The organism is Streptomyces sp. SUK 48 (assembly GCF_009650765.1).
Taxonomy (GTDB): Bacteria; Actinomycetota; Actinomycetes; order Streptomycetales; family Streptomycetaceae; genus Streptomyces.
In genome coordinates this window covers 4878192-4902544 of the sequence record NZ_CP045740.1, presented here as the reverse complement: position 1 = coordinate 4902544, position 24353 = coordinate 4878192, and the positions used below count along the sequence as shown (strand labels likewise).

15 protein-coding genes, 1 tRNA gene and 1 pseudogene are annotated in these 24353 nt (G+C 73.1%); 8 read left to right on the top strand and 9 right to left on the bottom strand.

Features of this window, described 5'->3' with window-relative positions; translation table 11 throughout:
* Positions 1 to 39 precede the first annotated feature (39 nt).
* Positions 40 to 2261, bottom strand: a pseudogene (locus GHR20_RS21460) (N-6 DNA methylase).
* Between the two features lie 124 nt (positions 2262 to 2385).
* Here GHR20_RS21460 and GHR20_RS21455 point away from each other — a divergent pair.
* The 3 genes from GHR20_RS21455 to GHR20_RS21445 are packed head-to-tail and all read left to right on the top strand — an operon-like array spanning position 2386 to position 6135.
* Positions 2386 to 3195 (top strand): hypothetical protein, encoded by an 810-nt coding sequence (locus GHR20_RS21455; RefSeq protein WP_243878099.1) that lies wholly within the window; start codon positions 2386 to 2388, stop codon positions 3193 to 3195.
* 34 nt (positions 3196 to 3229) lie between these two features.
* Positions 3230 to 5026 (top strand): M48 family metallopeptidase, encoded by a 1797-nt coding sequence (locus GHR20_RS21450; protein ID WP_153814104.1) that lies wholly within the window; start codon positions 3230 to 3232, stop codon positions 5024 to 5026.
* Positions 5023 to 6135, top strand: a complete 1113-nt coding sequence (locus GHR20_RS21445) for a hypothetical protein (protein WP_153814103.1) — start codon at positions 5023 to 5025, stop codon at positions 6133 to 6135. Before GHR20_RS21450 ends, GHR20_RS21445 begins: the two co-directional genes overlap by 4 nt.
* A 35-nt stretch (positions 6136 to 6170) precedes the next feature.
* Here the strand turns inward: GHR20_RS21445 and GHR20_RS21440 are convergent, their stop codons facing one another.
* From GHR20_RS21440 to GHR20_RS21425, 4 genes are all read right to left on the bottom strand, one after another.
* Positions 6171 to 6887, bottom strand: coding sequence for an HNH endonuclease family protein (locus GHR20_RS21440; protein WP_148027045.1), 717 nt, complete (start codon positions 6885 to 6887; stop codon positions 6171 to 6173).
* 258 nt (positions 6888 to 7145) lie between these two features.
* A complete protein-coding gene (mfd, locus tag GHR20_RS21435; RefSeq protein WP_153814102.1) occupies positions 7146 to 10679 on the bottom strand; it encodes a transcription-repair coupling factor in 3534 nt (1177 codons plus the stop codon).
* Between the two features lie 304 nt (positions 10680 to 10983).
* Positions 10984 to 13566 carry an ABC transporter permease gene (locus tag GHR20_RS21430; protein WP_153814101.1) on the bottom strand — a complete coding sequence of 861 codons (2583 nt, stop codon included), beginning with the start codon at positions 13564 to 13566 and terminating at the stop codon, positions 10984 to 10986.
* A complete protein-coding gene (locus tag GHR20_RS21425) occupies positions 13563 to 14351 on the bottom strand; it encodes an ABC transporter ATP-binding protein (RefSeq protein ID WP_153814100.1) in 789 nt (262 codons plus the stop codon). The genes GHR20_RS21430 and GHR20_RS21425 overlap by 4 nt, the downstream gene beginning before the upstream one ends.
* Positions 14352 to 14705: 354 nt before the next feature.
* On the opposite strand from GHR20_RS21425, the gene GHR20_RS21420 reads away from it, so the two are divergent.
* Positions 14706 to 15535, top strand: a protein-coding gene (locus tag GHR20_RS21420) for an IS5 family transposase (RefSeq protein ID WP_243878351.1) whose coding sequence is annotated in 2 segments (ribosomal slippage) — positions 14706 to 15047 and positions 15050 to 15535 — 828 coding nt in all. Because the reading frame shifts where the segments join, the coding sequence is not laid out codon by codon here.
* 99 nt (positions 15536 to 15634) lie between these two features.
* Here the strand turns inward: GHR20_RS21420 and GHR20_RS21415 are convergent.
* The 3 genes from GHR20_RS21415 to GHR20_RS21405 form a co-directional block, all read right to left on the bottom strand.
* A complete protein-coding gene (locus tag GHR20_RS21415) occupies positions 15635 to 16507 on the bottom strand; it encodes a cellulose-binding protein (RefSeq protein ID WP_153816079.1) in 873 nt (290 codons plus the stop codon).
* 168 nt (positions 16508 to 16675) lie between these two features.
* Positions 16676 to 19462, bottom strand: a complete 2787-nt coding sequence (locus GHR20_RS21410) for an SUKH-4 family immunity protein (RefSeq protein WP_153814099.1) — start codon at positions 19460 to 19462, stop codon at positions 16676 to 16678.
* Positions 19463 to 19472: 10 nt separating this feature from the next.
* A complete protein-coding gene (locus GHR20_RS21405) occupies positions 19473 to 20495 on the bottom strand; it encodes an SMI1/KNR4 family protein (protein ID WP_148027041.1) in 1023 nt (340 codons plus the stop codon).
* A 285-nt stretch (positions 20496 to 20780) separates the two neighbouring features.
* On the opposite strand from GHR20_RS21405, the gene GHR20_RS21400 reads away from it, so the two are divergent.
* Together GHR20_RS21400 and GHR20_RS21395 are read left to right on the top strand one after the other, a co-directional pair.
* Positions 20781 to 21290 (top strand): YwqJ-related putative deaminase, encoded by a 510-nt coding sequence (locus GHR20_RS21400; RefSeq protein WP_111585960.1) that lies wholly within the window; start codon positions 20781 to 20783, stop codon positions 21288 to 21290.
* Between the two features lie 48 nt (positions 21291 to 21338).
* On the top strand, positions 21339 to 21833 hold the full coding sequence (locus GHR20_RS21395; protein WP_111585961.1) for an SUKH-3 domain-containing protein: 495 nt from the start codon (positions 21339 to 21341) through the stop codon (positions 21831 to 21833).
* Positions 21834 to 21908: 75 nt separating this feature from the next.
* On the opposite strand, the gene GHR20_RS21390 is transcribed toward GHR20_RS21395, so the two are convergent.
* Entirely contained in the window at positions 21909 to 23231 is a 1323-nt protein-coding gene (locus GHR20_RS21390) for a histidine kinase (protein WP_153814098.1), read from the bottom strand.
* Between the two features lie 166 nt (positions 23232 to 23397).
* Between GHR20_RS21390 and GHR20_RS21385 the strand changes: the two genes are divergently transcribed.
* Entirely contained in the window at positions 23398 to 24258 is an 861-nt protein-coding gene (locus GHR20_RS21385; RefSeq protein ID WP_153814097.1) for a hypothetical protein, read from the top strand.
* Positions 24259 to 24272: 14 nt separating this feature from the next.
* Positions 24273 to 24348 (top strand) — tRNA-Gln (locus tag GHR20_RS21380).
* The last annotated feature ends 5 nt before the right edge of the window (positions 24349 to 24353 follow it).

Genomic DNA, 24353 nt, shown 5'->3' with positions numbered 1-24353 from the left:
CGACAACACCTCCGGGATGTATCAAACCGTTGTCAGGGATCAGCCGGGGGCGACGGTGCCGTCCGTGAGGCCGTCGTACATCCCGCGCACCAGCTGGTCGCCGAGCCGGCTCGCGTGCCGCAGGGCCCGCTCGAACTCGTCCAGGGCCTGGAACCGGGCGCCGTAGCGCCGCTGTTCCGCGAGCGGCAGCCGGGGCAGCTGGAGGCGGCGCACATCGAGCCGGGTGGCGGTGGAGGCGTAGCTGCTGGCCTGCCGGTTGTTGGCGGTGCCGCGCAGGAACCCGGCGAGGAACCAGGGGTCGAGCGCCGTGGGATCGGGGCGCAGGAGGACGAGACTGCGCCCCAGGACGGCGCCCGCCGTCGCCTCCTCGATCACACGCGCCACGGAGCCGCCGCCGAGTACGGGTACGACGACGTCGCCCGGCTCGGTCAGCACGGCCTCCTCGTCGCTCTCGGGCAGCGTGCCCGAGGGCGCGGCCGCCGAGAGGACGTCGGTGTCGGTGAGCACGGGCAGCCGCGCGTGGCCGCCGTTGCCCCCGGTGCGCATCACCAGTGCGCCGGCGCGCGCCAGTTCACCGATGGTGGTGAGCGGCCGGCGCACGGGCGGGGCCGGGGCGGCGGGCGGCGGGGTGAGGTCGGTGGTCAGGCGCAGGGTCTCGCCGAGGCGCTCGCGCACCGCGGCCAGCTGCTCGGCGCCGTCGGCGACGGCGGGCGGCGGCAGATGGCGGGCGGGCGCCAGGTCCACGTCGTCGTCGAGGAGTTCGATGACCGGCACCGAACGGGCGAGGCCCGGCCGCTCGGCCGGCCGGCCCGCGCGGGTGAAGGCGCGCCAGGCGTCCAGGACGGCCTCGCGGACCGCCGCCCAGTCCGGGCCGCCGCGCCCCTCCCCGGCGAACCGCCCGGTGTCCATGAGCAGCACCTCGGGCGAGGCCGGGTTCCGCTCGGGCCTGCGCAGCACCCACACGTGCAGGGGGATGTTGTACGGCGGCGCGGCCCCGACCGGGAGCGCGAGCACCGCCCGCAGCGCGCCCCGGCGCAGCAGATCGGCGCGGATCCGGCGCCCGGAGCGGCGGGAGGCGGCGGCCGGGGGCATCAGCAGGACGGCCGTGCCGCCCTCGGTGAGCCGGGCCAGGGCGTGCTGCACCCAGGCCAGCTCGGACTCGGTGCGCGCCGGGAAGCCGTACTCCCAGCGGGGGTCGTAGGCGAGTTCGTCGTGGCCCCAGTTGCGCTCGTTGAACGGCGGGTGGCACAGCACGGCGTCGGCCCGCAGCTCCGGGAAGGCGTCGGCGCGCAGGGTGTCCCCGGCGGCGGCGCGCACACCGGCGCGCGAGTGCAGCGCGAGCCGCAGCGCGGTGAGCGCGGCCAGGTCGGGGGCGCTGTCCTGGGCGTGCAGCCACTGTTCGGGGCGGGTGTCCACGGCGCGCAGCAGGGCGCCGGTGCCGCAGGCCGGGTCCAGGACGGTGCGGGCGGGGCCGGCCAGGTCGGCCATGAGGGCGGCGAGTTCGGACGGGGTGAGCGTGTACTGGCGGGGGTTGGCGTCCAGATGCCGGCCCAGCAGGAACTCGAACGCCTGCCGCGCCCCCGCCTCGGCGGCGAGTTCGGCGGCACCGCGCAGGAGGGGACGGAGGGGAGGAACGGTGACGGGGGGGACGGGGTGTCCGGGGTGCCGGAGGAATCCGGCACGTCGGGGGCGGCGGAGGTGTCGGGGGTGTCGGCGGTGTCGGGGGTGTCGGGGGTGTTCACACCGGGGGCGGTCGGCGGGGTGTTCACACCCGGGGCGGTCGATCCCCTGTCCGCCGCCCGAGAAGCGTCCGACGTGTTCACATCAGCCGATGCCCCGGTCCCGGGCAGCAGCACCCCCGTCAGCTCCCCGAGCCGCGGGGTCAGCGCCTGCGCCAGCGCGCCCGGCAGCAGCCGGGCGAGGCGCTCGTCGGAGCCCGCGCTCGCCGCCAGCCAGACGGTGGGGCGCTCATGGATCAGCAGCAGCGCGCACCCGGCGTGCACCAGCGCGGTGAGCGGGCCCTCGGGATGCCCGGCGAGCTGCTGCCAGACCCTTTCGCGCAACGGGACTTCGGCGAGTTTCCCCTGCTTGCGCAGCCACGCCTCGACCTCGGCGAGCGCGAAGGAGGGGCTGGTCTCGGTGCCCCCGACCGGCTTGGGGAAATCGGCGTGCCGGCGGCGCCAGTTGCTGACGGCGGCCCGGCCCACTCCGGCGAGCCGCGCGATGCCGGCCGCGGTCACCTCTGTCGCCTGATCCTGCACCGGCCCCGCTCCCCTCGTCCCGTTTGCGCCGAGCATACCGGCGTACACAAGATCCCTGCATTCACGGCGTGTTCGTTGCCGAACCCCGTGAACATGTTGACTCGGTTCACACGCTCTGCTGTTATTGACCCAGCGAACGCTCATCCGTTCGGCCCTCGCGCCGGACGCGGTACGGCACACCGCTCGCCGTACGCACTTCTCCGTTCCACCAGCCCTGAAGGACTGTCATGCGTCTCTCGTCCCGTGCCGCCACGCTGCTCGCCGTCGCCGCGGCTCTGCCCCTGGCCCTCACCGCCTGCTCCACCGGCTCCACGGACGCCTCCGCCCGAGCACCCAGAAGACCAGGGCGAAGGACCCGAACGCCGGTCTGCGCACGGGCACGCAGCTGACGAAGCTGCTCGCCCCCGCCTCCGCCTTCCCGGCCGGGTACACCGTCGAGGGCGACAACACCGCCGACAGCGGCGCCAAGCTGCTCTCCACGTCCGCCCGCAAGACCGCGAAGCCGGACTGCGTCAATCTGGAGAGCACGTCCTGGATCCAGGTGACCGGCTACCAGAACAGCTCCTCGTTCGCGCAGAACGACTATGTGAACGCGCAGAAGACCGAGGAGATCGCCCAGGAGATCGACGAGTTCCCGGTCGCCCAGGCGAAGGACGCGATGCAGCAGATCGAGGCCGTCGCCGCCCGGTGCGCCACGTTCACGGACACCGACGCGCACGCCAGGGTGAAGGTCGCCGGCAAGGCCGTCGCCGGGCTCGGCGACGAGGCGTACACGATGACCCTGACGAGCGGGAAGTGGCAGAACGGCACCACCCTGATCGCGGCCCGCTCCGGCAGCTCCGTGGTCACCGTGCTCTCCACCGCGGGCACCGACGACGGCGCCGCCTCCGCGAAGAAGCTGACGACGACGCTCCTCACCGCTCTGAAGAAGTAGCGGCACCGCCCACCGTCCTCCTCGAAGGGTGCCGATGCCTCCGCGTCCCGCCGGCCCGGGAGCCGCCCTGCGGGCCGCGCTCGCCCTCGGCCTGCTGCTCGGGTTCTACCTGCCGGCCCTGCTGCTCCTCGCCGCCATGGCGGCCCTGGACGTCGTCCTGACCGAGGGCACGTTCACCGTCGTCACCGTCGAGGGCTGCCTCGGCTCGCTGGCCGTCGCCTGGTGCGTGCTGCGGGTCGTCGTGCTCAGCCGGCGGCCCAGGGAGGACCGGGAGGGGCCGCCGGGGCTCTCGCCGACACCGCGGGAGCAGCCGGAGCTGTGGGAGCACGTGCGGCGGCTGGCCGAGCAGGCGCGCACCCGGCCGCCCGCCGAGATCCGGATCGTCCCGGGCGCCGTCGCCATGGTGCGGGAGGACGCGCGGTGGCTCGGGCTGGTCCCGGGCGAGCGGCGGCTCTTCCTCGGCGTGGCCCTGCTGCTGGGCCTGCCCGAGGCCGAGCTGGCCGCCGTGCTCGGCCACGAGCTGGGCCACTACGCCCACCACGACACCCGGTTGGGCACCCTGGTGGCGGCGCTGCGCGGCCGGCTGGCGCACACCACCGGCACGCTGAGGGAGCGGGCCGCGCGCGAGGAGGCCGAGGAACGGACGGAGTTCGCCGCGCGGGCCGCCCGGCGCCGCGCGGAGGGCCGGCCGCCGCCCCTGAAGCGGGGCCGCACGCGGGGCCCGGACCACTATCTGGCTTACGTCTTCACCGCGTACACGAAGCTCTGCCTGCGGCTGACCGAGGCGGTCGGCCGTCGCCAGGAGTACGCGGCCGACCTGGTCGCCGCCCGGATCGCCGGCCCGGCCACCGCGGCCGCCGCCCTGCGCCGCGTCCCCGCGCTGGAGGCGGCCGACGAGCTCTATCTGAACCACTACGCGCTGCTGGGCTGGGACGCCGGACTGCTGCCCCCGGAAGGGCAGTTCTACGGCGGGTTCGCCCTGCTGCTCGCGGACGGCACCCGCCGGGCGCAGGTGACGGCACTGGTGCGCGAACCGCTGCCGGAGCAGCCCGCCGGGGGCCGGTCGCCGTACGCCTCCCACCCGCCCACGGCCGACCGCGTCAGGGCGCTGGAGTCGCTCCCCGGCGACGGCCGGGCCGCCACCGCCGTACGGCGTCCGGCGACCGCCCTGCTCCGGACGCCGGAGCGGCTCCTGGCCGACCTGGAACAGGCCACCCTCAGCACGGAAGCGCTGTCCAGACGCCGGGTCCCCTGGGGCGAACTGCCCGGGCGGGCGCACCGGGAGACGTACGCGCGCCAGGCGGCGCCCCTGCTCGCGGCCATGGCCGGGCTGACCGGTACCCCGGCCACCCCCGGCGCCGCCGCCCTGCACCACCTCCTGGACCTGCTCGACCACGGCCTGCTGCCCGACCTCGCCGCCCGCCTGCCGCGCTCCCCGCAGGCCGCCGACAGCAGCGGCCGCGCGGCCCGCGAGTTCGCCCGTACGGCGTTGCGCTCGGCCCTGCGCCCGCTGGCCCTGCTCACCGCGCTGGAGTCCGGGCTGTGCCGGTGGGAGCTGTGCTGGGCCGGGCCGCCGGTGCGGCAGTCGGCGCCCGCGTGGTTCACCGAGGATCTGCCGAAGGCGCTGGACGGGGCGGTCGCCGAACCGGCCGTGACCGCGCCCCTGCGTACCCTGCTGCTGCGCGGCGGCGCCCGCGGACCGTCCGACGGCACCGGGCCGGCACCCCACCCCCTGGCCCGGCCACCCCACACCCTGGCCCGACGGCCGCTCGCCCCGCTCTCCCCGCCCGCCTTCCCCGGCGGCCCCGATCACCCGAAAGACCCGGTATGAACGTCCTGATCGACATAGCCGGCGTCGGCGTCCTCGCCTACGCGGCCGTCACCATCCCGCGCAACATCCGCAAGGCGCGCGCCCAGAAGGCCGAGGAGAGGGCCAAGGCGCCGGTCACCATCGACGCGGCCGCGTACGGCCTGGTGCCCGCCGCGCGGCTCGACAAGCAATACGCGGGCCCCGACCCGGAGGCCGACGCGGTGGCCGCCGCCGCGCTCGCCGGTGACTGGCGGCGGGCCGCCGGCTACCTGGCCGGCGCGGGCCGCGACTGGGACCTGCGCTGGTACCGCACCGGCATCCTGGCGCACGCCGCCGCCGAGGACGACACCTGGGTGAAGGCATGGCGGGCCGAGTACCCCGACGACCCGTCCGCCGCGCTCGTGCACGCCGACGCGCTCGTCCTGCTCGCGGGCCGGGTACGCGGCGCGAAGCTGGCGAAACACACCACCTCCGAGCAGTTCGACGGCTTCCACCGGCTGCTGGCCGAGGCGCTGCCCGCCTGCCAGGACGCCGCGCGGCGGGCGCCCGAGGACCCCTGCCCCTGGATCGCGCAGATCACCATCGCCCTCGGACTCGGCTGGGGACACGACGACTTCCGGGCCCTGTGGGCCGAGATCGCCGCGCGCGACCCGCACCACTTCGGCGCCCACACCGGCGCCCTTCAGTACTGGTGCGCCAAGTGGCGCGGTTCGCACGAACTGATGTACGCGTTCGCCGAGCAGGCCGCGGCCGGCGCCCCGCCCGGCAGCCTGCTGCCCGTACTGCGGCTGTACGCGCTGTACGAGCACGCCGTCCGCGAGCCCGACGAGCCCGTGTACGCGCAGCCGTTCGTCGAGGCGGCCATCGATGCCACCCTGGACGCCGTGGACCGGGTCCCGGCCGGGCACCACCGGCTGCCGCTGGTACGGCATCTGCTGGCCAAGATGCTGTTCCAGAAGAAGCGGTACGCGGAGGCGGTGGAGCAGTTCCGGGCGGTCGGCGGGTACGTCGGCAGTGTGCCGTGGACGTACTCCGGCGACCCGGTCAAGGCGTTCGTGTACGCCCGCACCAACACCTTCGTCGGCTGGGAGAAGGCGGGCCGCCCGGCCCCGCCGCCCCGCGTCCGCTGACGAACGCCTCCGGGCACGGCGGGGCTCGACGGGTTCTAGCGCGCCTTGAAGCGGGCCGGGGCCTCGGTCGGGTTGCCGCCGGAGGGCAGCTTCTGGTTCGGGCAGGCGGTGAGGACCTTCTCCATCGCCGTCTGCTCGCCGGAGGTGACCCACAGGCCGTACTTCTTCTTCACCGCCACCTGCGTCGCCACGTACGAGCAGCGGTAGTCCTTGTCCGGCGGCAGCCAGGTGGCCGCGTCGCCGTCGCCCTTGCCGCGGTTGGCGCTCGCGTCGACCGCGATGAGGTTGAGCGGGTCGTTGGCCAGCGCGATCCGCTTGTTGGCGTCCCAGTACTTGGCGCCCTTCTGCCAGGCGTCCGAGAGGGCGACGACATGGTCGATGTCGACCTTGCTGGCACCGCGCTTGTAGGTGATGTCCTTGCCGGAGTACGGGTCCGGATCCAGCAGTCCGTAGGTGACCTTGCAGGTGCCGCCGGTGAACTTCACGTCCTTCAGGTCGCGCTTGAGGATGTCGTCCCGGGTGTCGCAGGAGTTGGCGTCCGTGTCCGCCCACGCACTGCCGAACCGCTCCCGGGAGTAACCGGTCTTCGGCGCACGGCCCTTGACGGGCAGTGCCTTCACGGCGGTCAGTACGACACCGCCGCCGCTCTTCGGTTCGGGGCCCGAAGCCCCCTGGTTCTGGCCCGACTTGCAGCCGGTCGCGGCGGCCAGTACCACCACCGCACAGACCGCCCCACTCTTCAGACGCGTCATGCCACGCCCCCCTCGCTCGCCCCTTCGGGTCCGCCCTCGGAAGCGGGGCGGATCGTTCCGCCCCTTACGGTAACTGCCCGTTCCAGAGCGTCAGATGGGTCCCAAAGGGAGGATTCAGGGGTAAGCGGGGCGTGAGGTGGGGCACACGGCGGCCGAGAAACGGCGCACGGACCGTTCGTCCGTGCGCCGGCTCACACCCGGGGTTCGATCGGGGTCAGGGAGAGGGCGGGGAAGGGGCGGGGAGGGATCAGAGCGGGGTCAGGACCCCAGCACCGAGGCCAGGAACTCCCCCACCCAGGCGAGCAGTTCGCGCCCGACCAGCGGCTTGCCGCCCACCTTCGCGGTCTTCGGGCGGGGCACCAGCACCTGGTGCGCGGCCGGCTTGATGACCGTACCGGGGTACAGCCGCTTGAGGCGCAGCTCCTGCGACTCGCGCAGCTCGACCGGAGCGAAGCGGATGTTGGTGCCCTGGAGGACGATCTCGCCGACCCCGCAGGCCCGCGCGAGCATCCGCAGCCCGGCCACCAGCAGCAGGTTCTCCACCGGCTCTGGCAGCTTGCCGTAGCGGTCGGTGAGCTCCTCGCGGACGGCCTTGATGTCCTCCTCCGAGTTGGCGGAGGCGATGGCGCGGTACGCCTGGAGGCGCAGCCGCTCGCCGGGCGCGTAGTCGTGCGGGACATGCGCGTCGACGGGCAGCTCGATCTTGACCTCCAGCGGAGCTTCCTCCTCGATCTCCCCTGTCTCAAGCTGCCGCCGGTAGTCCGCGACCGCCTCGCCCACCATGCGCATGTACAGATCGAAGCCGACGCCCGCGATGTGCCCGGACTGCTCGCCGCCGAGCAGATTGCCGGCGCCGCGGATCTCCAGGTCCTTCATGGCCACGTACATGCCCGCGCCCATCTCGGTGTGCTGGGCGATGGTCGCGAGCCGTTCGTGCGCGGTCTCGGTGAGCGGCTTCTCCGGCGGGTACAGGAAGTACGCGTACCCCCGCTCGCGGCCACGCCCGACCCGGCCGCGCAGCTGGTGCAGCTGGGAGAGGCCGAAGGTGTCGCCGCGCTCCACGATCAGGGTGTTGGCGTTGGAGATGTCGATGCCGGACTCCACGATGGTGGTGGAGACCAGCACGTCGAACTTCTTCTCCCAGAAGTCGACCACGACCTGTTCCAGGGCCGCCTCCGACATCTGCCCGTGCGCGGTGGCGATGCGGGCCTCGGGCACGATGTCGCGCAGCCGGGCCGCCGCGCGGTCGATGGACTCGACCCGGTTGTGGATGTAGAAGACCTGGCCCTCGCGCAGCAGTTCGCGCCGGATGGCGGCGCCGATCTGCTTCTCCTCGTACGGCCCCACGAAGGTGAGCACCGGGTGGCGCTCCTCGGGCGGGGTGGTGATGGTCGACATCTCGCGGATGCCGGTGACCGCCATCTCCAGGGTGCGCGGGATGGGGGTGGCGGACATGGTGAGCACGTCCACGTTGGCGCGCAGCTTCTTCAGCTGCTCCTTGTGCTCGACGCCGAAGCGCTGCTCCTCGTCCACGATGACCAGGCCCAGGTCCTTGAACCTGGTCTCCGAGGAGAACAGCCGGTGGGTGCCGATGACGACGTCCACCGCGCCCTCGCGCAAGCCCTCCAGGACGGCCTTGGACTCGGTGTCGGTCTGGAACCGGGAGAGCGCCTTCACGCTCACCGGGAACTGTCCGTACCGCTCGGAGAACGTCCCGAAGTGCTGCTGCACCAGCAGCGTCGTCGGCACCAGGACCGCGACCTGCTTGCCGTCCTGTACGGCCTTGAAGGCGGCCCGCACCGCGATCTCGGTCTTTCCGTAGCCGACGTCGCCGCAGACCAGGCGGTCCATGGGGACCGTCTTCTCCATGTCGTCCTTGACCTCGGCGATGGTGGTGAGCTGGTCCGGGGTCTCGGCGTACGGGAAGGCGTCCTCCAGCTCGCGCTGCCAGGGCGTGTCACTGCCGAAGGCGTGGCCGGGGGCGGCCATGCGGGCGCTGTAGAGCTTGATCAGGTCGGCCGCGATCTCCTTGACGGCCTTCTTGGCGCGCGCCTTGGTCTTCGTCCAGTCGGCGCCGCCCAGGCGGTGCAGGGTGGGAGCCTCGCCGCCGACGTACTTGGTGATCTGCTCCAGCTGGTCGGTGGGGATGTAGAGGCGGTCACCGGGCTGGCCGCGCTTGGCGGGGGCGTACTCCACGACCAGGTACTCGCGGGTGGCGCCCTGCACGGTGCGCTGCACCATCTCGATGTAGCGGCCCACGCCGTGCTGTTCGTGGACGATGTAGTCGCCCGGCTCCAGGGTGAGCGGGTCGATGGTCTTGCGGCGGCGGGCCGGCATCCGGGCGCCGTCGCGGCTCGCGGTGCGCTGCCCGGACAGGTCGGTCTCGGTGAGCACGGCGAGCTTGAGCCCGGGGTCCACGAGGCCGTACTCGATCGAGCCGCAGGACACGTGCACGACGGAGGGGCTCAGCTCGCCGAGGTCGGTGTCCAGGCGGGCGGCGATGCCCTCGCCGCCGAGCACCTCGACGGTGCGGGAGGCCGGCCCGTGGCCCTCGGTGACGTACACCATGCGCCAGCCGTCGGCGAGCCAGCCCTTGGTGTCGGCGAGCGCCCTGGCGGTGTCGCCGCGGTAGGTGTCGGGCGCGTGCATGCCCAGCTTCAGGGTGCCCGCATCGAGCTCCTCGTCGGCGGCGAAGGGCGAGACGGACCACCACATCATGTCCAGCTCGCGCGCCCGGTCGCGGACGTCGGCGAGGGACCACAGGGAGGCCGCGCCGACATCGATCGGGGCCTCTCCGCCGCCCGCGGTGGCCGCCCAGGACGCCTGGAGGAACTCCTGGCTGGTGGCCACCAGGTCGGCGGCGCGGGTACGCACCCGCTCCGGGTCGCAGACCACGGCCATCGACCCCTGGGGCAGCACGTCGAGGAGCAGCTCCATGTCGTCGACCAGGACGGGGGCGAGGGACTCCATGCCCTCGACCGCGATGCCCTCGGCGATCTTGTTCAGGAGTTCGCCCAGCTCGGGGTGCTCCTCGGCGAGCACCCGGGCGCGCTCGCGGACCACGTCGGTGAGCAGCAGCTCACGGCAGGGCGGCGCCCACAGCCCGTGCTCGGCGACCTCCAGGGAGCGCTGGTCGGCGACCTTGAAGTAGCGGATCTCCTCGACGTCGTCGCCCCAGAACTCGATGCGCAGGGGGTGTTCCTCGGTGGGCGGGAACACGTCCAGGATGCCGCCGCGCACCGCGAACTCGCCGCGCTTCTCCACCAGCTCCACCCGCGCGTACGCCGCGGCGGCGAGGGCCTGCACGACCTCGTTCAGATCGGCGTTCTGACCAGTGCGCAGGGCCACGGGCTCCAGGTCGCCGAGGCCCTTGACCTGCGGCTGGAGCACGGATCGCACGGGCGCGACGACGACGGAGACCGGGCCGGTCTCGGGGTCGTCGGCGCGGGGGTGGGCGAGGCGGCGCAGCACGGCCAGGCGCCGGCCGACGGTGTCGCTGCGGGGGCTGAGGCGTTCGTGCGGCAGCGTCTCCCAGGAGGGGTACTCCACGACGCCCTCGGCGGGCAGCAGCGAGCGCAGCGCCGCGACCAGGTCCTCGGCCTCGCGGCCGGTCGCCGTGACCGCGAGCACGGTACGGCCGCTCTCGCGGGCCAGAGCGGCGAGCGCGAGGGGGCGGGCCGCCGGGGGGCCGACGAGGTCGACGTGCATACGGTTGCCGTCCGCGGCCGCCGTGATCGCTTCCGCGAGGGCGGGGTCCTTGACGATGGCGTCGAGCAGACCGTGCAGGCTCATGGGGCTTTCCGTCCAGGGTGGGGGCAACGCAAGCAGCCCGGCGCGGGGCGCGACCGGGGGGTGTCCAGCGTACGACGCCGTCGGCTCGGCCGTCGGAGCCTGTGGACAAGTGACCCTGCGCAGCCGTCACCGCACCACGTTCCCCACCCGCCCGCCGGAAACCGTCACCCGGGAAGCGGGCCCGCGAACGGCAGAGGCGGCACAACGGCCGAACCCGGTACCGAGAAGTCCCCCAAGACTCCCCGGTACCGGGTGCTCCCCCGCAACCCCCGTATGCGGTGGTCGTCGGCCGATCGCGCGGCAGCTAGTCCGTGGCGATGGCGTTCAGGACGTTCATACGGCCCGCGCGGAAGGCCGGGACAAGGGCGGCGAACAGGCCCACGAAGGCGGAGCCGATGAAGACGGCGATGATCGTCGGCCAGGGGATGTCCAGGACGTTCAGCCCCTGGAGGGCGAGGAGCCGCTGGGCGGTCGCGCCCCAGCCCATGCCCAGGCCCAGACCGAGCAGCGCGCCGAACACGGCGATCACCACGGACTCCAGGCGGATCATGCGCCGCAGCTGGCGGCGGGACATGCCGATGGCCCGCATCAGGCCGATCTCCCGGGTCCGCTCCACCACCGACAGGGCCAGGGTGTTCACCACACCGAGGACCGCGACGATGATCGCCAGGGCCAGCAGGCCGTAGATCATGTTGAGCAGCTGGCCTATCTGGTCCTTGAGCACCTTCTTGTAATCGGTCTGGTCGCGCACCGTCAGCGCCGGGTCGGCGTGCAGCGTCCGCTTCAGCGACGCGTAGGCGGCGGCCTGCTGCCCGTCCTTGGCGGTGGCGAAGACCAGCTGGTCCAGCGGCATCCTGCTCGCCGGCACATACCTCGCGGCGGTCGCGATGGACGCGTACATCGCACCCTTGTCGATCACGACGTCGTCGCTGGTGATGGCGCGGACCGTCAGCCGCGCGGCCCGGCCGTCCCTGAAGCCGACCGTGACCGTGGAGCCGAGCTTGACGCCGTGCGCCTTGGCGAAGCCCTCGAAGACGGACATGGAGTCGGGCCGGTAGGCGTCGGCGAGGTCGCCGGCGACCGTCTTGGTGCGCAGGTCCTTCGCGTACGTGGCGTCGGCGGCGTTGATCGTCTCGTTCCTGGAGACCTTGCCGTCGGGCGTGCGCAGTGTGGCGTCGAGCAGTTTGTACTCGGTGACCCGCTCCAGGCCGGGCGTGGCCTTGATCTGCTGCACCATCTGCGGCTTGACGAAGGTGAACTCCTGGTCGCCCTGGATGATGAAGTCCGCGCCGACGGTCTTGTCCAGCTGGTCGGTGGCCGAGGCCACCATGGAGGAGCCGACCACGGACAGGCAGGCCACCAGGGCGAGGCCGATCATCAGGGCGGCGCCGGTGGCACCGGTGCGGCGCGGGTTGCGCAGCGCGTTGCGCTCCGCCATCCGGCCCACCGGGCCGAAGACCCGCAGGATGATCGCGCCGAGGACGCGCACCACCCCGCCGGCGAGCAGCGGGCCGATCACCACGAAGCCGACCAGGGTGAGCAGCACACCGACGCCCAGCAGGCCCGAGCCGGACGTGGCCCTGTCGGCGGTCGACGCGGCGTACAGACTCCAGCCGCCGGCGCCGGTGAGCACCAGTCCGAGCACGGCGCGGACGGCACCGGCCTTGGCGTCGCCCGGGACGCCGGCGTCGCGCAGGGCGGCCATCGGGGAGACCTTGCCGGCCCGGCGGGCGGGCAGACAGGCCGCAAGGACGGTGACCACGACGCCCAGCAGCAGGCCGAGCGCGGGCGTGGTCCAGGCGATCGTCAGGTCGTCCGTGGACAGGTCCATGCCCATGCCGCTCATGAGCTTCATCAGGCCGACCGCGATGCCGACGCCCGCGCCGACACCGAGCACGGAGCCGATCACCCCGAGCAGCAGCGCCTCGATCAGCACGGAGCGGTTGACCTGCTTGCGGGAGGAGCCGATGGCGCGCATCAGGCCGATCTCGCGGGTGCGCTGGGCGACCAGCATGGAGAAGGTGTTGATGATCAGGAAGATGCCGACCAGGAAGGCGATCCCGGCGAAGCCGAGCATCGCGTACCTCATGACGTGCAGGAAGCTCTCGACGCTCTTCTGGTTGGCGTCGGCGACCTCCTTGGCGGTGCGCACCTTGTAGCCGTGGCCGAGGGCGGCCGTCACGTTCTTCTTCAGCTGGTCGTCCGTCACGCCCTTGGCGGCGGTGACATCGACGTCGGTGTAGACACCGGTGCGCCCGATCAGGGTCTGCTGGGCGGTCTTCGTGTCCAGGTAGAAGATCGCGGCGCCGGGGTTGGTCACCTTGAAGGCGGCGATGCCGGACACCCGGGCGTGGTGCGTGCCCACGACCGAGATCATGCCGATGTCGTCGCCCAGCTTCAGGTGGTGCTTGGCGGCGGTGTCCTTGTCGACCATCACCTGGTCCGGTCCCCTGGGGGCCGTACCGGTGGTGATCTCCATGGTGCGGGCGTCGTTGCCGTTCCAGCCGCCCACGATGGTCGGGGCGCCGCTGGTCGGCGAGAGCTTGTCCTTCCTGGCGTCGATCACGGTCACCGAGGTGGAGAACACCGTGCCCTCGGCCGACCGCACGCCCGGTGTCCGGCGGACGGCCCCGACGACGGAGGCCGGCATGACCGGCGGCTTGCCGGTGCGGGAGGTGGTCTGGCCGGTGTCGGAGGAGCCCTGGGCGCTGACCGTGACGTCCGAGGCGGTCGCCTGGAACAGCTTGTCGAAGGTGGTGTCCATGGTGTCGGTGAACACCAGGGTGCCGCAGACGAAGGCGACGGAGAGCAGGACCGCGACCGCCGAGAGCGCCATGCGGCCCTTGTGCGCGAAGAAGTTGCGCATCGAGGTTCTGAGCACGGTCATGACGTGCGTCCCCGGGCGTCGAAGTCCTTCATGCGGTCCAGGACCTGATCGGCCGTCGGCTGGTGCATCTCGTCCACGATCCGGCCGTCGGCCAGATACAGCACCCGGTCCGCGTACGAGGCGGCGACCGGGTCGTGGGTCACCATGACGATGGTCTGGCCGAGTTCGTCCACCGAGCGGCGCAGGAAGCCCAGCACCTCGGCGCCCGCGCGCGAGTCCAGGTTCCCGGTCGGCTCGTCGCCGAAGATGATCTCCGGGCGGGCGGCGAGCGCGCGGGCCACGGCGACGCGCTGCTGCTGGCCGCCGGACAGCTGGGCCGGCCGGTGCTTGAGCCGCCCGGCGAGGCCGACGGTCTCCACGACCCGGTCCAGCCAGGCGCGGTCGGGCTTGCGGCCGGCTATGTCCATCGGCAGCGTGATGTTCTCCAGGGCGTTCAGCGTCGGCAGCAGGTTGAACGCCTGGAAGATGAAGCCGATCCGGTCCCGGCGCAGCCGGGTGAGCTTCTTGTCCTTCAGGCCGGTGATCTCGGTCTCGTCCAGATAGATCTGACCGCTGGTCACGGTGTCCAGGCCCGCGAGGCAGTGCATCAGCGTGGACTTGCCGGACCCCGAGGGGCCCATGATCGCGGTGAACCGGCCTCTGGCGATGTCCACGTCGACGCGGTCCAGGGCGACGACCCGGGTCTCCCCAAAGCCGTACGCCTTCACGACCTGCCGCGCCCGCGCGGCAACGGCCGTCAGCCCTCCAGTGCCCCCGTGCCTGGGAATGGTCACAGCCGATGTCACGGTATGTCTCCTATATCGGTCGGCAGATGCGTGTGCGGTGCCCCGGTGTTCCGGTGCGCGCGGGTTCCGGCCACGTCCGGACGCGGTGGGCCCGCGTCGAGCGTGGTTCCGGCTGCTTCGATGAGTCTCGCGTCCGGCGAGGGTCCGGCGCGCTGGTGCGCGGCCCCCTCTTCAGCAGGGGGAAAACCCCACCCTCCGGTCGGGACGGCCGCCCCCAGCGGCGTAAAGCCAGATTAAGGAACACCCCGGCCATGACTCGTCCTCCGCCGGAACGAGCCCTCCCCGACCCCTTCTACGGAGATACCCCTAGGCAGTGTCTTCAAATGATCACTGCTGAGGGATCATGGTGTGGTGATACGTCGTCATGAACTGTCTGATGCCGAGTGGGAGTTCGTCCGGCCGTTGTTGCCCGAGTCGTTGCGGGGGCGGAAGCGGCTGGACGACCGCAGGGTCCTGAACGGGATCGTGTGGAAGTTCCGGACCGGAACGGCCTGGCGGGATGTGCCCGAGCGCTATGGTCCGTGGGCCACGCTGCACACACGGTTTCGCAGGTGGGCGGCGGACGGGACGTTCGACCGGATGCTGCAGGCCGCACAGGCGAAGGCGGACGCGGCGGGAGACATCGAGTGGCTGGTGTCGGTCGATTCCACCATCGTCCGCGCTCACCAGCATGCGGCCGGAGCCCGAAAAGGGGGCTCCGCGACCCAGCCCTCGGCCGGTCCAGAGGCGGCCTGACCAGCAAGATCCACCTGGCCTGCGACGGCAGAGGCCGCCCGCTCGCCTTCGTCCTCACGGGCGGCAACACCAACGACTGCACCCGGTTCATCACCGTGATGGAAGCGATCCGGGTGCCCCGCCCGGGACCGGGGCGACCCCGCGTCCGGCCTGATCATGTCCTGGGCGACAAGGGCTACAGCTCAAGAGCCATCCGCAGCTGGCTCCGCCGCCACGGCATCCCGCACACGATCCCCGAGCGGGCCGACCAGGTCGGCAACCGGGCCCGGCGCGGCAGCCGCGGAGGCCGCCCGCCGGCCTTCGACCGCGAGGTCTACAAGCACCGCAACGTCGTGGAGCGGTGCTTCAACCGCCTCAAGCAGTGGCGAGGCATCGCCACCCGCTACGACAAGACCGCCCAGTCCTATCAAGCGGCCGTCACCCTCGCATCACTCCTGATGTGGGCGTGACATTTGACGACAGAACCTAGGGGACCCCCACCCCTGGGTGGTCCCGTTCTCAGGGTTCGCCTCCACCCCCGCCCGGTGGGGACGGGACCGCCCCCGCCGCTACTCCACGACCGCCTGACCGGTCAGCGCCGTCAGCTTGCCGCGCACATGGTCCATGTGGGCCTGCACGTCCTCCCAGGCCGCGCTGTGCTCGCGCAGCACCCGCTCCGTCTCCTGGGCGATGCGGTCGGCGCGGGCGTGGGCCTCGGCGACGATCGTGGCCGCGCGGGCGTGCGCCTCCTCCTCGCACCGGCGGCCGTACTCCTCCGCCTCCGCCAACGCCCGCTCCGCGGCGACCGTCTCCTCTTCCGCACGGGTCACCCGTTCGGCGTCGCGCACATCCAGGGCCGCCGCCTCCCCGGTCTCCGCGCGCTCGGCACCCGCCCAGTACTCGGCCCGTTCCCGGGACCGCTCGGCGAGCAGGTCGGCGGTGCGCCGCCGTACCTCGCGCAGCGCCTCCAGGGACTCCTTGCGGCCCTCCCGCACCGCGCGCCGCGCGCCGACGCGCAGATCGTCGGCCTCCGCGCCGGCGGCGAGCAGGAGGCGGCGGGCGCGTTCGTCGGCCTCCGCGCGTACCGCGTCCGCGTCCGCCTGCGCGGCCAGGCGCACGCCCTCCGCGTCCGACGCCGCCCGCGCGATCTCCGCACGCGCCTCGCACCGCGCGCGCTCCCCCAGTTGCCGCGCCTCCTCCAGTGCGAGCTGGTACAGCCGGCGGGCGCCGTCGTCGAGCGTGTCGTACTCCTGCGGCCGCAGCCGGGCGACCACCTCGCGCAGCCGCGCGGCCTCCGCCGCCATGTTCTTGGCCAGCACGGTCAGCCGCGCGGCACGCTCCCACGCGGCGTCCCGGTCCCCGGACAGCGCCTCCAGGTACGCCTCGACCTGCTCGGGGCGGTAACCACGCCCCCGGCCGGTCGCGAAGCCGTTCGGCGGCATCCATGCGCAGCTCACCTCGGGAACCCCTCTCCGACGGACATGCACGACAGCAAGAGTTCGCGCACATCGTGACGGATCAGGCTTAACTGTTCATAACGCGACACTCCGCAGCCGTGTCACGGGCGGAGTGCCCCGTTCACCGTTCCCAGGGTGTTCCGGCGGCCCGGACTACAGCAGCCCGTCCCACATCTGCTCCAGCAGCACCGACCACCAGCTCTCCGGCGAACCCAGCGCCGCCGGGTCCAACGCGGCCAGCTGCGCCTGGAAGTCGACGGTCCAGCGGCCCGCCTGCTCCTGGTTCAGCCCGTACCGCAGCCGCCACATCCGGCCCAGCAGCGCCAGGCAGCGCACGAACTCCGGCAGCCCGGTGTTCACGAACTGCGGCGGCACCGGCGCCCCACCCGGACCGGCCTCCACCGGCACGGCCACGATGTGCGCCGTCCCGTACTGCACACACAGCGCCTTGCCGAAGTCCGTACCCATCACCAGGTACGACCCCGCGTCCGGCGCGGCCCGCACCCCGCGCTCGGCCGCCAGCTCCGCCAGCGTCGGCACCGCACGGCCCGGCTGCGCCTGCGCCCAGAAGAACGGACCCATGTCCACCGGCAGCCCGGCCACCACCAGGGTGTGCGCCACGACCGGCGGCACCCCCTGCCGGGACACCGCCTGCTGCTCGAACCGGAAGACCCCCGGCCCGAAGGCCGCCGCCAGCTCCTGCCCGGCGACCTCCGGCGGCACCGGCGGCGCGACCTGCACCGGCGGCAACGGCGCACGCACCGGCGCGGGCCGCGCGGGACCGTCCGCCACCTGATGCAACTCACCCTGATGAGCCAGCAGCTGACTCATCCCCTGCTGCCGGCTCGCATGGTCCGTGCCGTACGGCGCGATGCTCGTGATCCGCGCCTGCGGCCACTGCTCCCGGATCATCCGCGCGCAGTAGGCACCCGGCAGCTCGCACGACTCCAGCTCCGTGTGCAGTTCCAGCACCTGGTCCGGCGGCACGTTCATCGAGCGCAGCTCATGGAAGATCTGCCACTCCGGATGCGGCGTACCCGGCGCCGAACGCCGGATCAGCTGCTGCTCCGAACCGTCCTGCGCCCGGTACCGCAGCACGGCCTGGTACCCCGGGCCCACCGTCGGCTGCCCGGCCTGCGGATACCCGTACGCCCCCGGCTGCCCCGGCACGGGGGCGGCCATCCGGGGCGGGGGCATCGGCGGCGCACCGGGCACACCCGCAGGCATGCCCGGAGCACCGGGCGCGGCCGGCGGCGGGGGCACACCGGGACCGCCCACGGGAGGCGCCGCCAGCATCGTCTCCGCCTGGTGTACGGCACCCCGCGCACCCGGAGCCGCGGGGCCACCGGGCATACCGGGAGCGCCGGGAGGCTGCGGGGCACCGGGGGCAGAGGGCGCGCCCGGAGGCACGGGAGGCTGGGGCGCGCCGGGGACGGGGGGCACACCGGGGGCACCCGGAGCACCGGGCGGGGCCGGCATACCGGAAGCACCCTGGGCGCCGGGAGCACCCGGCATCCCCGGGGCCGCCGGAGGCTGCGGGGCACCCGGTCCCATCGGGGCGGGACCGGCCAGCATCGTGGCCGCGTGGTGTACGTCGCCCGCAGGCGTCACGGGCGGCTCGGGGGCGCCCGACGCGCCGGGAGCGCCCGCCGTACCGTCCGACCCCGCCGGGCCATCCAGGCCCTCCGGACCGATCGCGGACACGAGGCGCGTCGGCACGTACCCGCCCGAGGACGCGCCCGGCGCGGGCGGCGGCACACTCCCCGGACGCACGCCCGGCATCCCCGGGGCGCCCGGCGGCGGAGGCGGCGCCCCCACCCCGCCGCGCCCCTTCTCCGGCGGCGGCGCGGCCTTGCTCGTCGCGGCGTCCGCGATGTCCCCGGCGTTCGGCGCGAGCGGCCGCTCGGCCGCATCGGGACCGGCGGCCGGAACACCGGGACCGCCCGGAGCCTGCGACGCGTCCGGACCGACCGGAGCCTGCGGGAAACCCTGCGGCGGGACGGCCGGCGGCGGTGTGCTCCCCATCGGCGCGCTCCCCATCGGCACGCCCGGCGCACCACCCGGCGCGCCCGGCGTACCCGGCGCGTCCGGCAGGTCCAGCGCGGGAGCGACCGCCGTGCGCGGCAACTGGCTGCCGCCCGACATCAGCGCCGTCTTCGCGTCCGGCACCGAGACCGGCGGCCGCGGCCCGTCCGCGTCGGAACCGCTCAGCGGCGGCGCGAACACCGTCGCGGGCAGCGGCACCGAACGGTCGTCGTCCTCACCGGCACCCCCGTTCGTGTCCGTACCGGCCCACGGGGTCGCCCCGGCGGGCACGTCGGCGGGAGGCGCCGCGGGCGCGGGAACCACGGGGGCGGGAAGAGCCGACGGAGGGCCGGCCAGCGTCCGCGCCGGGTCGCCCCCGGCCGAAACCCCGGCCCCCGCCGAAACACCCGGACCCGCCGCCCCGGCCGCCTCCGAAGCACCCGGACCCGCGACCCCGGCGCCCTCCGAAACACCCGCAGCCGCCGCCCCGGCCCCCGCAGAAGAACCGGAATCTGCGGCCGGCTGCCGCCGCTCCCCTATCCCCATCTTGTCCGCCGCCTCCTGCAACCACTCCGGAGGAGTCAGCAGGAACGACGTCTGGTTCAGATCCAGCCGTGCCGCCGCCGGCGCCGGTGCCGGCTCCTCGGGACCGTCCGGACGGCCGTACTCCTCCTCGTACCGGCGGATCACCTCACCCACCGGCAACGCCGGCCACAACGTGGCCTCACCACTGTCCCGGGCGATCACCAGCCGCTGCGCACCCGCGCCCGACCGCGGCCCCTCCGCCCGGTCCTCGCCCCACACCACGAACCCCAGCTCGAACTCCCGCACCCGCACCTCACGGTGCTGATACGCGGGCACCTCGCCGTTGATCCACTCCTCGGCGCGCTCCTGCGCCTGCGCGTACGTCACCATCGCCGTCAGCTCACTCCCCCACCGGGCCGGAAGACACCGGGACGACACGCGCGAAACCGCCGTCCACCATCAGATTCGCCACCGTCTCCAACTCCGGCGGATTACCCGCCAGACGGGACAGGAACGCGTCGAAGTCATCACCGCACGGCAGCAGCAGACGCTCCACCCGCTCCGCCGGCGGCAACGACGGATCCACGTCCCGCACATCGTCGTACGCGCAGAACCACACCGAACCCAGCCGCTCGCCCCGCACCTTCACCGCGAGCAACCCGCCCTGCACGAACGACACCCCGAGATAGTCCTTCGTCAGGTGATCGCGCAGACACTTGTTCACATAGACCAAATCATTGACCGCCGCCTCGTCCCGCACCGTGAAGAACGGCTGGTCCAGCAGCAACCCCAGCTCGGCGACCAGCGCCGTACCCACCGGAGCACAACCGCCCGCCGCCTTCAGGAAGTCACGATAGGCACCCGGCAACCGGTACCCCAGATCCTCCTCGACGCCCTGCACCTGCGCCTCGGTCACCGCCACACCCGACTTCGGCAGACCGAAATGCGCGGGCCGCGTCTCCTGCAACGGCCGCGTGCCCCGCTTGCCGTGGTCCACCGGAGCCGTCGCCACCCCACCGTGATGCCGCAGCAACGCCTTCACATCGACCGGGACCAGCTCCAGACGCCGCGTACCGGCCACGTGATGCCACGTCCAGCCGTGCGGCGTCGCCACATCCGGCACCGTGTCCCACCACTCGTGCCCCGCCGCCGCCAGCGCCGCGTTCGCCGACACATAGTCCGTCAGCCGCAACTCGTCGACGCCGAAACCCTCCGGCGGCTCCGCGATCTCCACCGCCACCCGCGCGTACGGCGAGAAATCCGGAAAACCCCGCTCGTCGACCCGCACCCCACCGGGATGACGCGCCGCCCGCACCGGATCCGGGAAATGCACGATTTGGCCCGCGTACGCCGCGTTCGGCGGCACGGCCTGTCCCCCCTGGCGGCCGGGAGGTGTCCCCAGCCCGAGCCGACCTGTCGTCATGGCGGTTGCCCCCTGAGGAGTTCTCTAAGACCTGAACGGCGGTGTCCATCACGGATGCCGACAGCCTAAGCGGTACCCGAACCCCGGTCACCGGCCCACCGCGTCCCCGCGCCCCCCACCACAACCACCACCCGCCACCCCCACCCCACCTCCGTGACCAGCCGTCACCCCACCGTGACCGACCCCACCCATCACGGGCGTGTCGCACCGCCCCAGCTTCCGCACGACCCACGGCATTTGGCACCCTGTGTCCTTCGGGGGACAGCCCGGGGAGGGAAAGCCAACATGAATACCTTGCAGACCGGAGGTACCGACGTGCGCGCCGGCGACCCGCGCATCGACTGGAGCGGCACCGAAGCACCCGCCGCACCCACCCTGCGGCAACGCCGCGACGGCATCCTGCCCACCGTCGCCGCCGCCCTCTCCGTCCACGGCACCACCCTCACCGGCACCGCCGCCCGCGGCGAGGAACCCCCCACCCTGCACCCCCTCGTCCAAGACTTCCTGGACACCCTCCCCAGCGCCCAACGCGACCGCTTCACCGGCCGCTGCGCCGAGACCATCCTCATCTCCCGGCACCTCGCCGCCGCCGACGCCACCCGCAGCAAACGCGCCTCCCGGCGGCCCATGACCAACGGCGAGGCCCGCAAAGCCCTCAAACACGCCAAGCTCACCGCCCGCCGCATACGCGAGGACGGCGACCCCCTGCACGGCAGCTTCGCCACCCCCTGCCGCGCCTGCAGCGCCCTCACCTCACACTTCGGCGTCCGCGTCGTCGACCCCACCCACGACTGACCACGCGGACCCCCGCGCCACCCCGTCAGCACGACGAACGAAGGGCAGATGCACGCCGACCGCACCTCCACCACGCGCTTCCCCGTCCCCGTCGACGCCGCCCTGCGCGCCGCCGGCTGGCAACCCGGACGCTGGGACATAAAGCAGGCCGAGATCTGGGCCGACACCCTGCGCGAACACACCTCACCCGCCGGACACCGGCACACCGTCTTCCCCGCCGCCGTCGAAGCCTGGGCCGAATTCGGCGGACTGCACATCGCCCCCGGCGGCGGCGGACGCCAGATCGCCCCCGCCACCCTCCACCTCGACCCCCTGCACGGCCGCCACCTCGCCCGCACCCTCGGCGACCTCGGCCGCGCCCTCGGCACCGAACTCTGCCCCCTCGGCAGCGAGACCGACACCGGCGCCGCCCTCGCCATCGACACCGAAGGCCGCGTCTACGCCCTCGACCACACCGGCGACTGGTACCTCGGCCCCGACATCGACCACGCCCTGGCCACCCTCGTCACCGGGATAACACCGGCACGGCTCACCGCAGGGTGACCACAAGGGCCCCCGGACACCACGCCCAGGGGCCCCGGGAACACCACGCACCAGGGGAGCCCCCTAAAAGCGGCCCTACGCCGCCGGAATCACCGCCGACACCCGGAAACCCCCCGCGTCCGTCGGACCCGACACGAACACCCCGCCCAGCGCCAGCACCCGCTCCCGCATCCCCAGCAGCCCGTTGCCCCCCGACGGCAGACCCGCCGCCGACGCCGAGCCCGGCTCCGCCGGCGGCTCGTTCTCCACCTGCATCGCGATCTCCGACACCCGGTGCGCCAGCCGCACCCGCGTCTTCGCCCCCGCCGCGTGCTTGTGCACGTTCGTCAGCGCCTCCTGCACCACCCGGTACGCCGTCTGCTCCACCTCCGCCGCGTACGGCCGCGCCTCCCCCTGCACCGACAGCTCCACGACCATCCCCGCCGCCGCCGACTGCCCCACCAACTCCTCCAGCTCCGACAGACACGGCCCCTCACCGGCCTCCTCGACCACCCGCGAAGCGGCGGCGGCCGCCGCGGCCGCCTCGCCCACCGCCGCCAACGGCACCCCCGCCGGGCGCCGGCCCGCGACCTGATCACCCTCCGCCGCCCGCAGCACCCCGAGCATCTCCCGCAGCTCCGTCAACGCCTGCCGGCCCATGTCCCCCACCAGCGCGGCATTGCGCACCGCCTTCTCCGGATCCTTCCGGGCCACCGCCTGCACCGCCGCCGCGTGCACCACCATCAGACTCACCCGGTGCGCCACCACGTCGTGCATCTCCCGCGCGATCCGCGTCCGCTCCTCGCCCCGCGCCCACTCGGCCCGCTCCTCGGCCCGCTCCGCGAGCAGCTGAAGCTCCCGCTCCAGACTGTCCGCCCGCTCCCGCAGACTCTCCATCAACCGCCGCCGCGCCCCCACGTACAGCCCCAGCAGCACCGGCGGAGCCGTCAGCCCCAGCGCCGTCGCCACCGCGGCGAACGGCACGAACCAGTCACCGAGCGTCAGATCGCCCCGCGCCATGTCCTGCCGCACCCGGACGAACGTCACCACCGCCGTGCCCGCCAGCGACATCCCCGCCAGCGCGCCGATCACCCGGCGCGGCACCTCGGCGGCGGCCAGCGTGTACAGGCCCACGATGCCCAGCAGGAAACCCATCTGCGCCGGGGTCACCGCGATCGCCACCAGCACGACGGCCACCGGCCACTTGCGCCGCACCAGCAGCACGGTGCCGGCCGCCACGCCGAACAGGACACCCGCCCAGACCGGGATCCCCGCGTCCCTGGCGAAACCGATCCCCTCCGCGCCGCACTCCAGCGCGGACGCCAGCGCCAGCGCGCCGTCGAACACGACGCTGCGCCGGCGTGGCCACCACCAAGGGCCGGTCAGCCCCCTGGTGTGCTCTTCCCCCGTCATGGTCATGTGTCCAGCCTACGGGCGACGCGTGCGGCTTTTCCGGTGACTTTCACCTACCTCCACACACCACACTCCGTAACCGAACGGCGTCGAAACCTCCCCCTATCCCTCGAACTGGTGAACCCGCCCCGTTCGACCCCGGAACCCCTCATTCCGCCCGGACGGTATGCCTATGGCACATACACACGGCAAACACACCGACTTCGAGAGCCTGCGGGAACAGGCGGTGGCACTGCGGCGGGCGGGACACAGCCTCCGCCAGATCCGCGACCGGCTGAAGATCTTCAACAACGACCTCCTCCACCAACTGGTCAAGGGCGAGCCCCCGCCCGCCTGGACGAAGCGCCCGAACGCCAAGGACGACCTCCGCGAGCGGGCCAGGGAACTACGGCTCCGGGGCTGGACCTACGACCGGATCGAGGCGGAACTGGGCTGCTCCCGCAGTTCGGTGTCGCTGTGGGTCCGGGACCTGCCGAAGCCCGAACCCCGGTACACGCCGGAGGAGCAGCACGCGCTCATGCGGGAGGGCCTCGCCCGGCACCGCGCCGTCGAGCGCGGAAAACGTGAGGAGTCCAAGATCTCCGCGCTGCGGGAGATCGGGAAACTGAGCGACCGCGAGCTGTTCATGGCGGGGATCGCGCTGTACTGGGCGGAGGGCTCGAAGAGCAAGCCGTACGACCGCCGCGAACGCGCGGTCTTCGTGAACAGTGACGACGGCGTGATCAAGACCTACCTGGCCTGGCTGGACCTGCTCGGTGTGGACCGCGCGCGCCTCACCTTCCGGCTGCTCATCCACGAGTCCGCGGACATCGAGGCGGCCCACCGCCACTGGGCGGGGATCGTCGACGCGGACGCCTCCGTCTTCGCGAAGCCGACGCTCAAGAGACACAACCCCGCGACGGTCCGCAAGAACACCGGAGACGACTACCACGGATGCCTGGTCGTCGTCGTGGCCCGAAGCGCCCATCTGTACAACCGAATCGAGGGCTGGTGGGACGGAATCGTGGCCCAGGCCGAGGTACGTCTCGGGTAAGGTCTGAAGCGCTGTCCCCCGTGGTGTAACTGGCAGCACACTGGTTTTTGGTACCAGCAGGACAAGGTTCGAATCCTTGCGGGGGAGCCACAGCA

What these genes read in the sequence shown, in the direction of transcription:
- GHR20_RS21395 (WP_111585961.1), top strand. Translation starts at nt 21,339, where the DNA reads ATGCACGCCGACCGCACCTCCACCACGCGCTTCCCCGTCCCCGTCGAC.
- GHR20_RS21415 (WP_153816079.1), bottom strand. Translation starts at nt 16,507, where the DNA reads ATGCCGCCGAACGGCTTCGCGACCGGCCGGGGGCGTGGTTACCGCCCC.
- GHR20_RS21390 (WP_153814098.1), bottom strand. Translation starts at nt 23,231, where the DNA reads ATGACCATGACGGGGGAAGAGCACACCAGGGGGCTGACCGGCCCTTGG.
- GHR20_RS21405 (WP_148027041.1), bottom strand. Translation starts at nt 20,495, where the DNA reads ATGACGACAGGTCGGCTCGGGCTGGGGACACCTCCCGGCCGCCAGGGG.
- mfd (WP_153814102.1), bottom strand. Translation starts at nt 10,679, where the DNA reads ATGAGCCTGCACGGTCTGCTCGACGCCATCGTCAAGGACCCCGCCCTC.
- GHR20_RS21450 (WP_153814104.1), top strand. Translation starts at nt 3,230, where the DNA reads ATGCCTCCGCGTCCCGCCGGCCCGGGAGCCGCCCTGCGGGCCGCGCTC.
- GHR20_RS21445 (WP_153814103.1), top strand. Translation starts at nt 5,023, where the DNA reads ATGAACGTCCTGATCGACATAGCCGGCGTCGGCGTCCTCGCCTACGCG.
- GHR20_RS21410 (WP_153814099.1), bottom strand. Translation starts at nt 19,462, where the DNA reads ATGGTGACGTACGCGCAGGCGCAGGAGCGCGCCGAGGAGTGGATCAAC.
- GHR20_RS21430 (WP_153814101.1), bottom strand. Translation starts at nt 13,566, where the DNA reads ATGACCGTGCTCAGAACCTCGATGCGCAACTTCTTCGCGCACAAGGGC.
- GHR20_RS21400 (WP_111585960.1), top strand. Translation starts at nt 20,781, where the DNA reads ATGAATACCTTGCAGACCGGAGGTACCGACGTGCGCGCCGGCGACCCG.
- GHR20_RS21385 (WP_153814097.1), top strand. Translation starts at nt 23,398, where the DNA reads ATGGCACATACACACGGCAAACACACCGACTTCGAGAGCCTGCGGGAA.
- GHR20_RS21440 (WP_148027045.1), bottom strand. Translation starts at nt 6,887, where the DNA reads ATGACGCGTCTGAAGAGTGGGGCGGTCTGTGCGGTGGTGGTACTGGCC.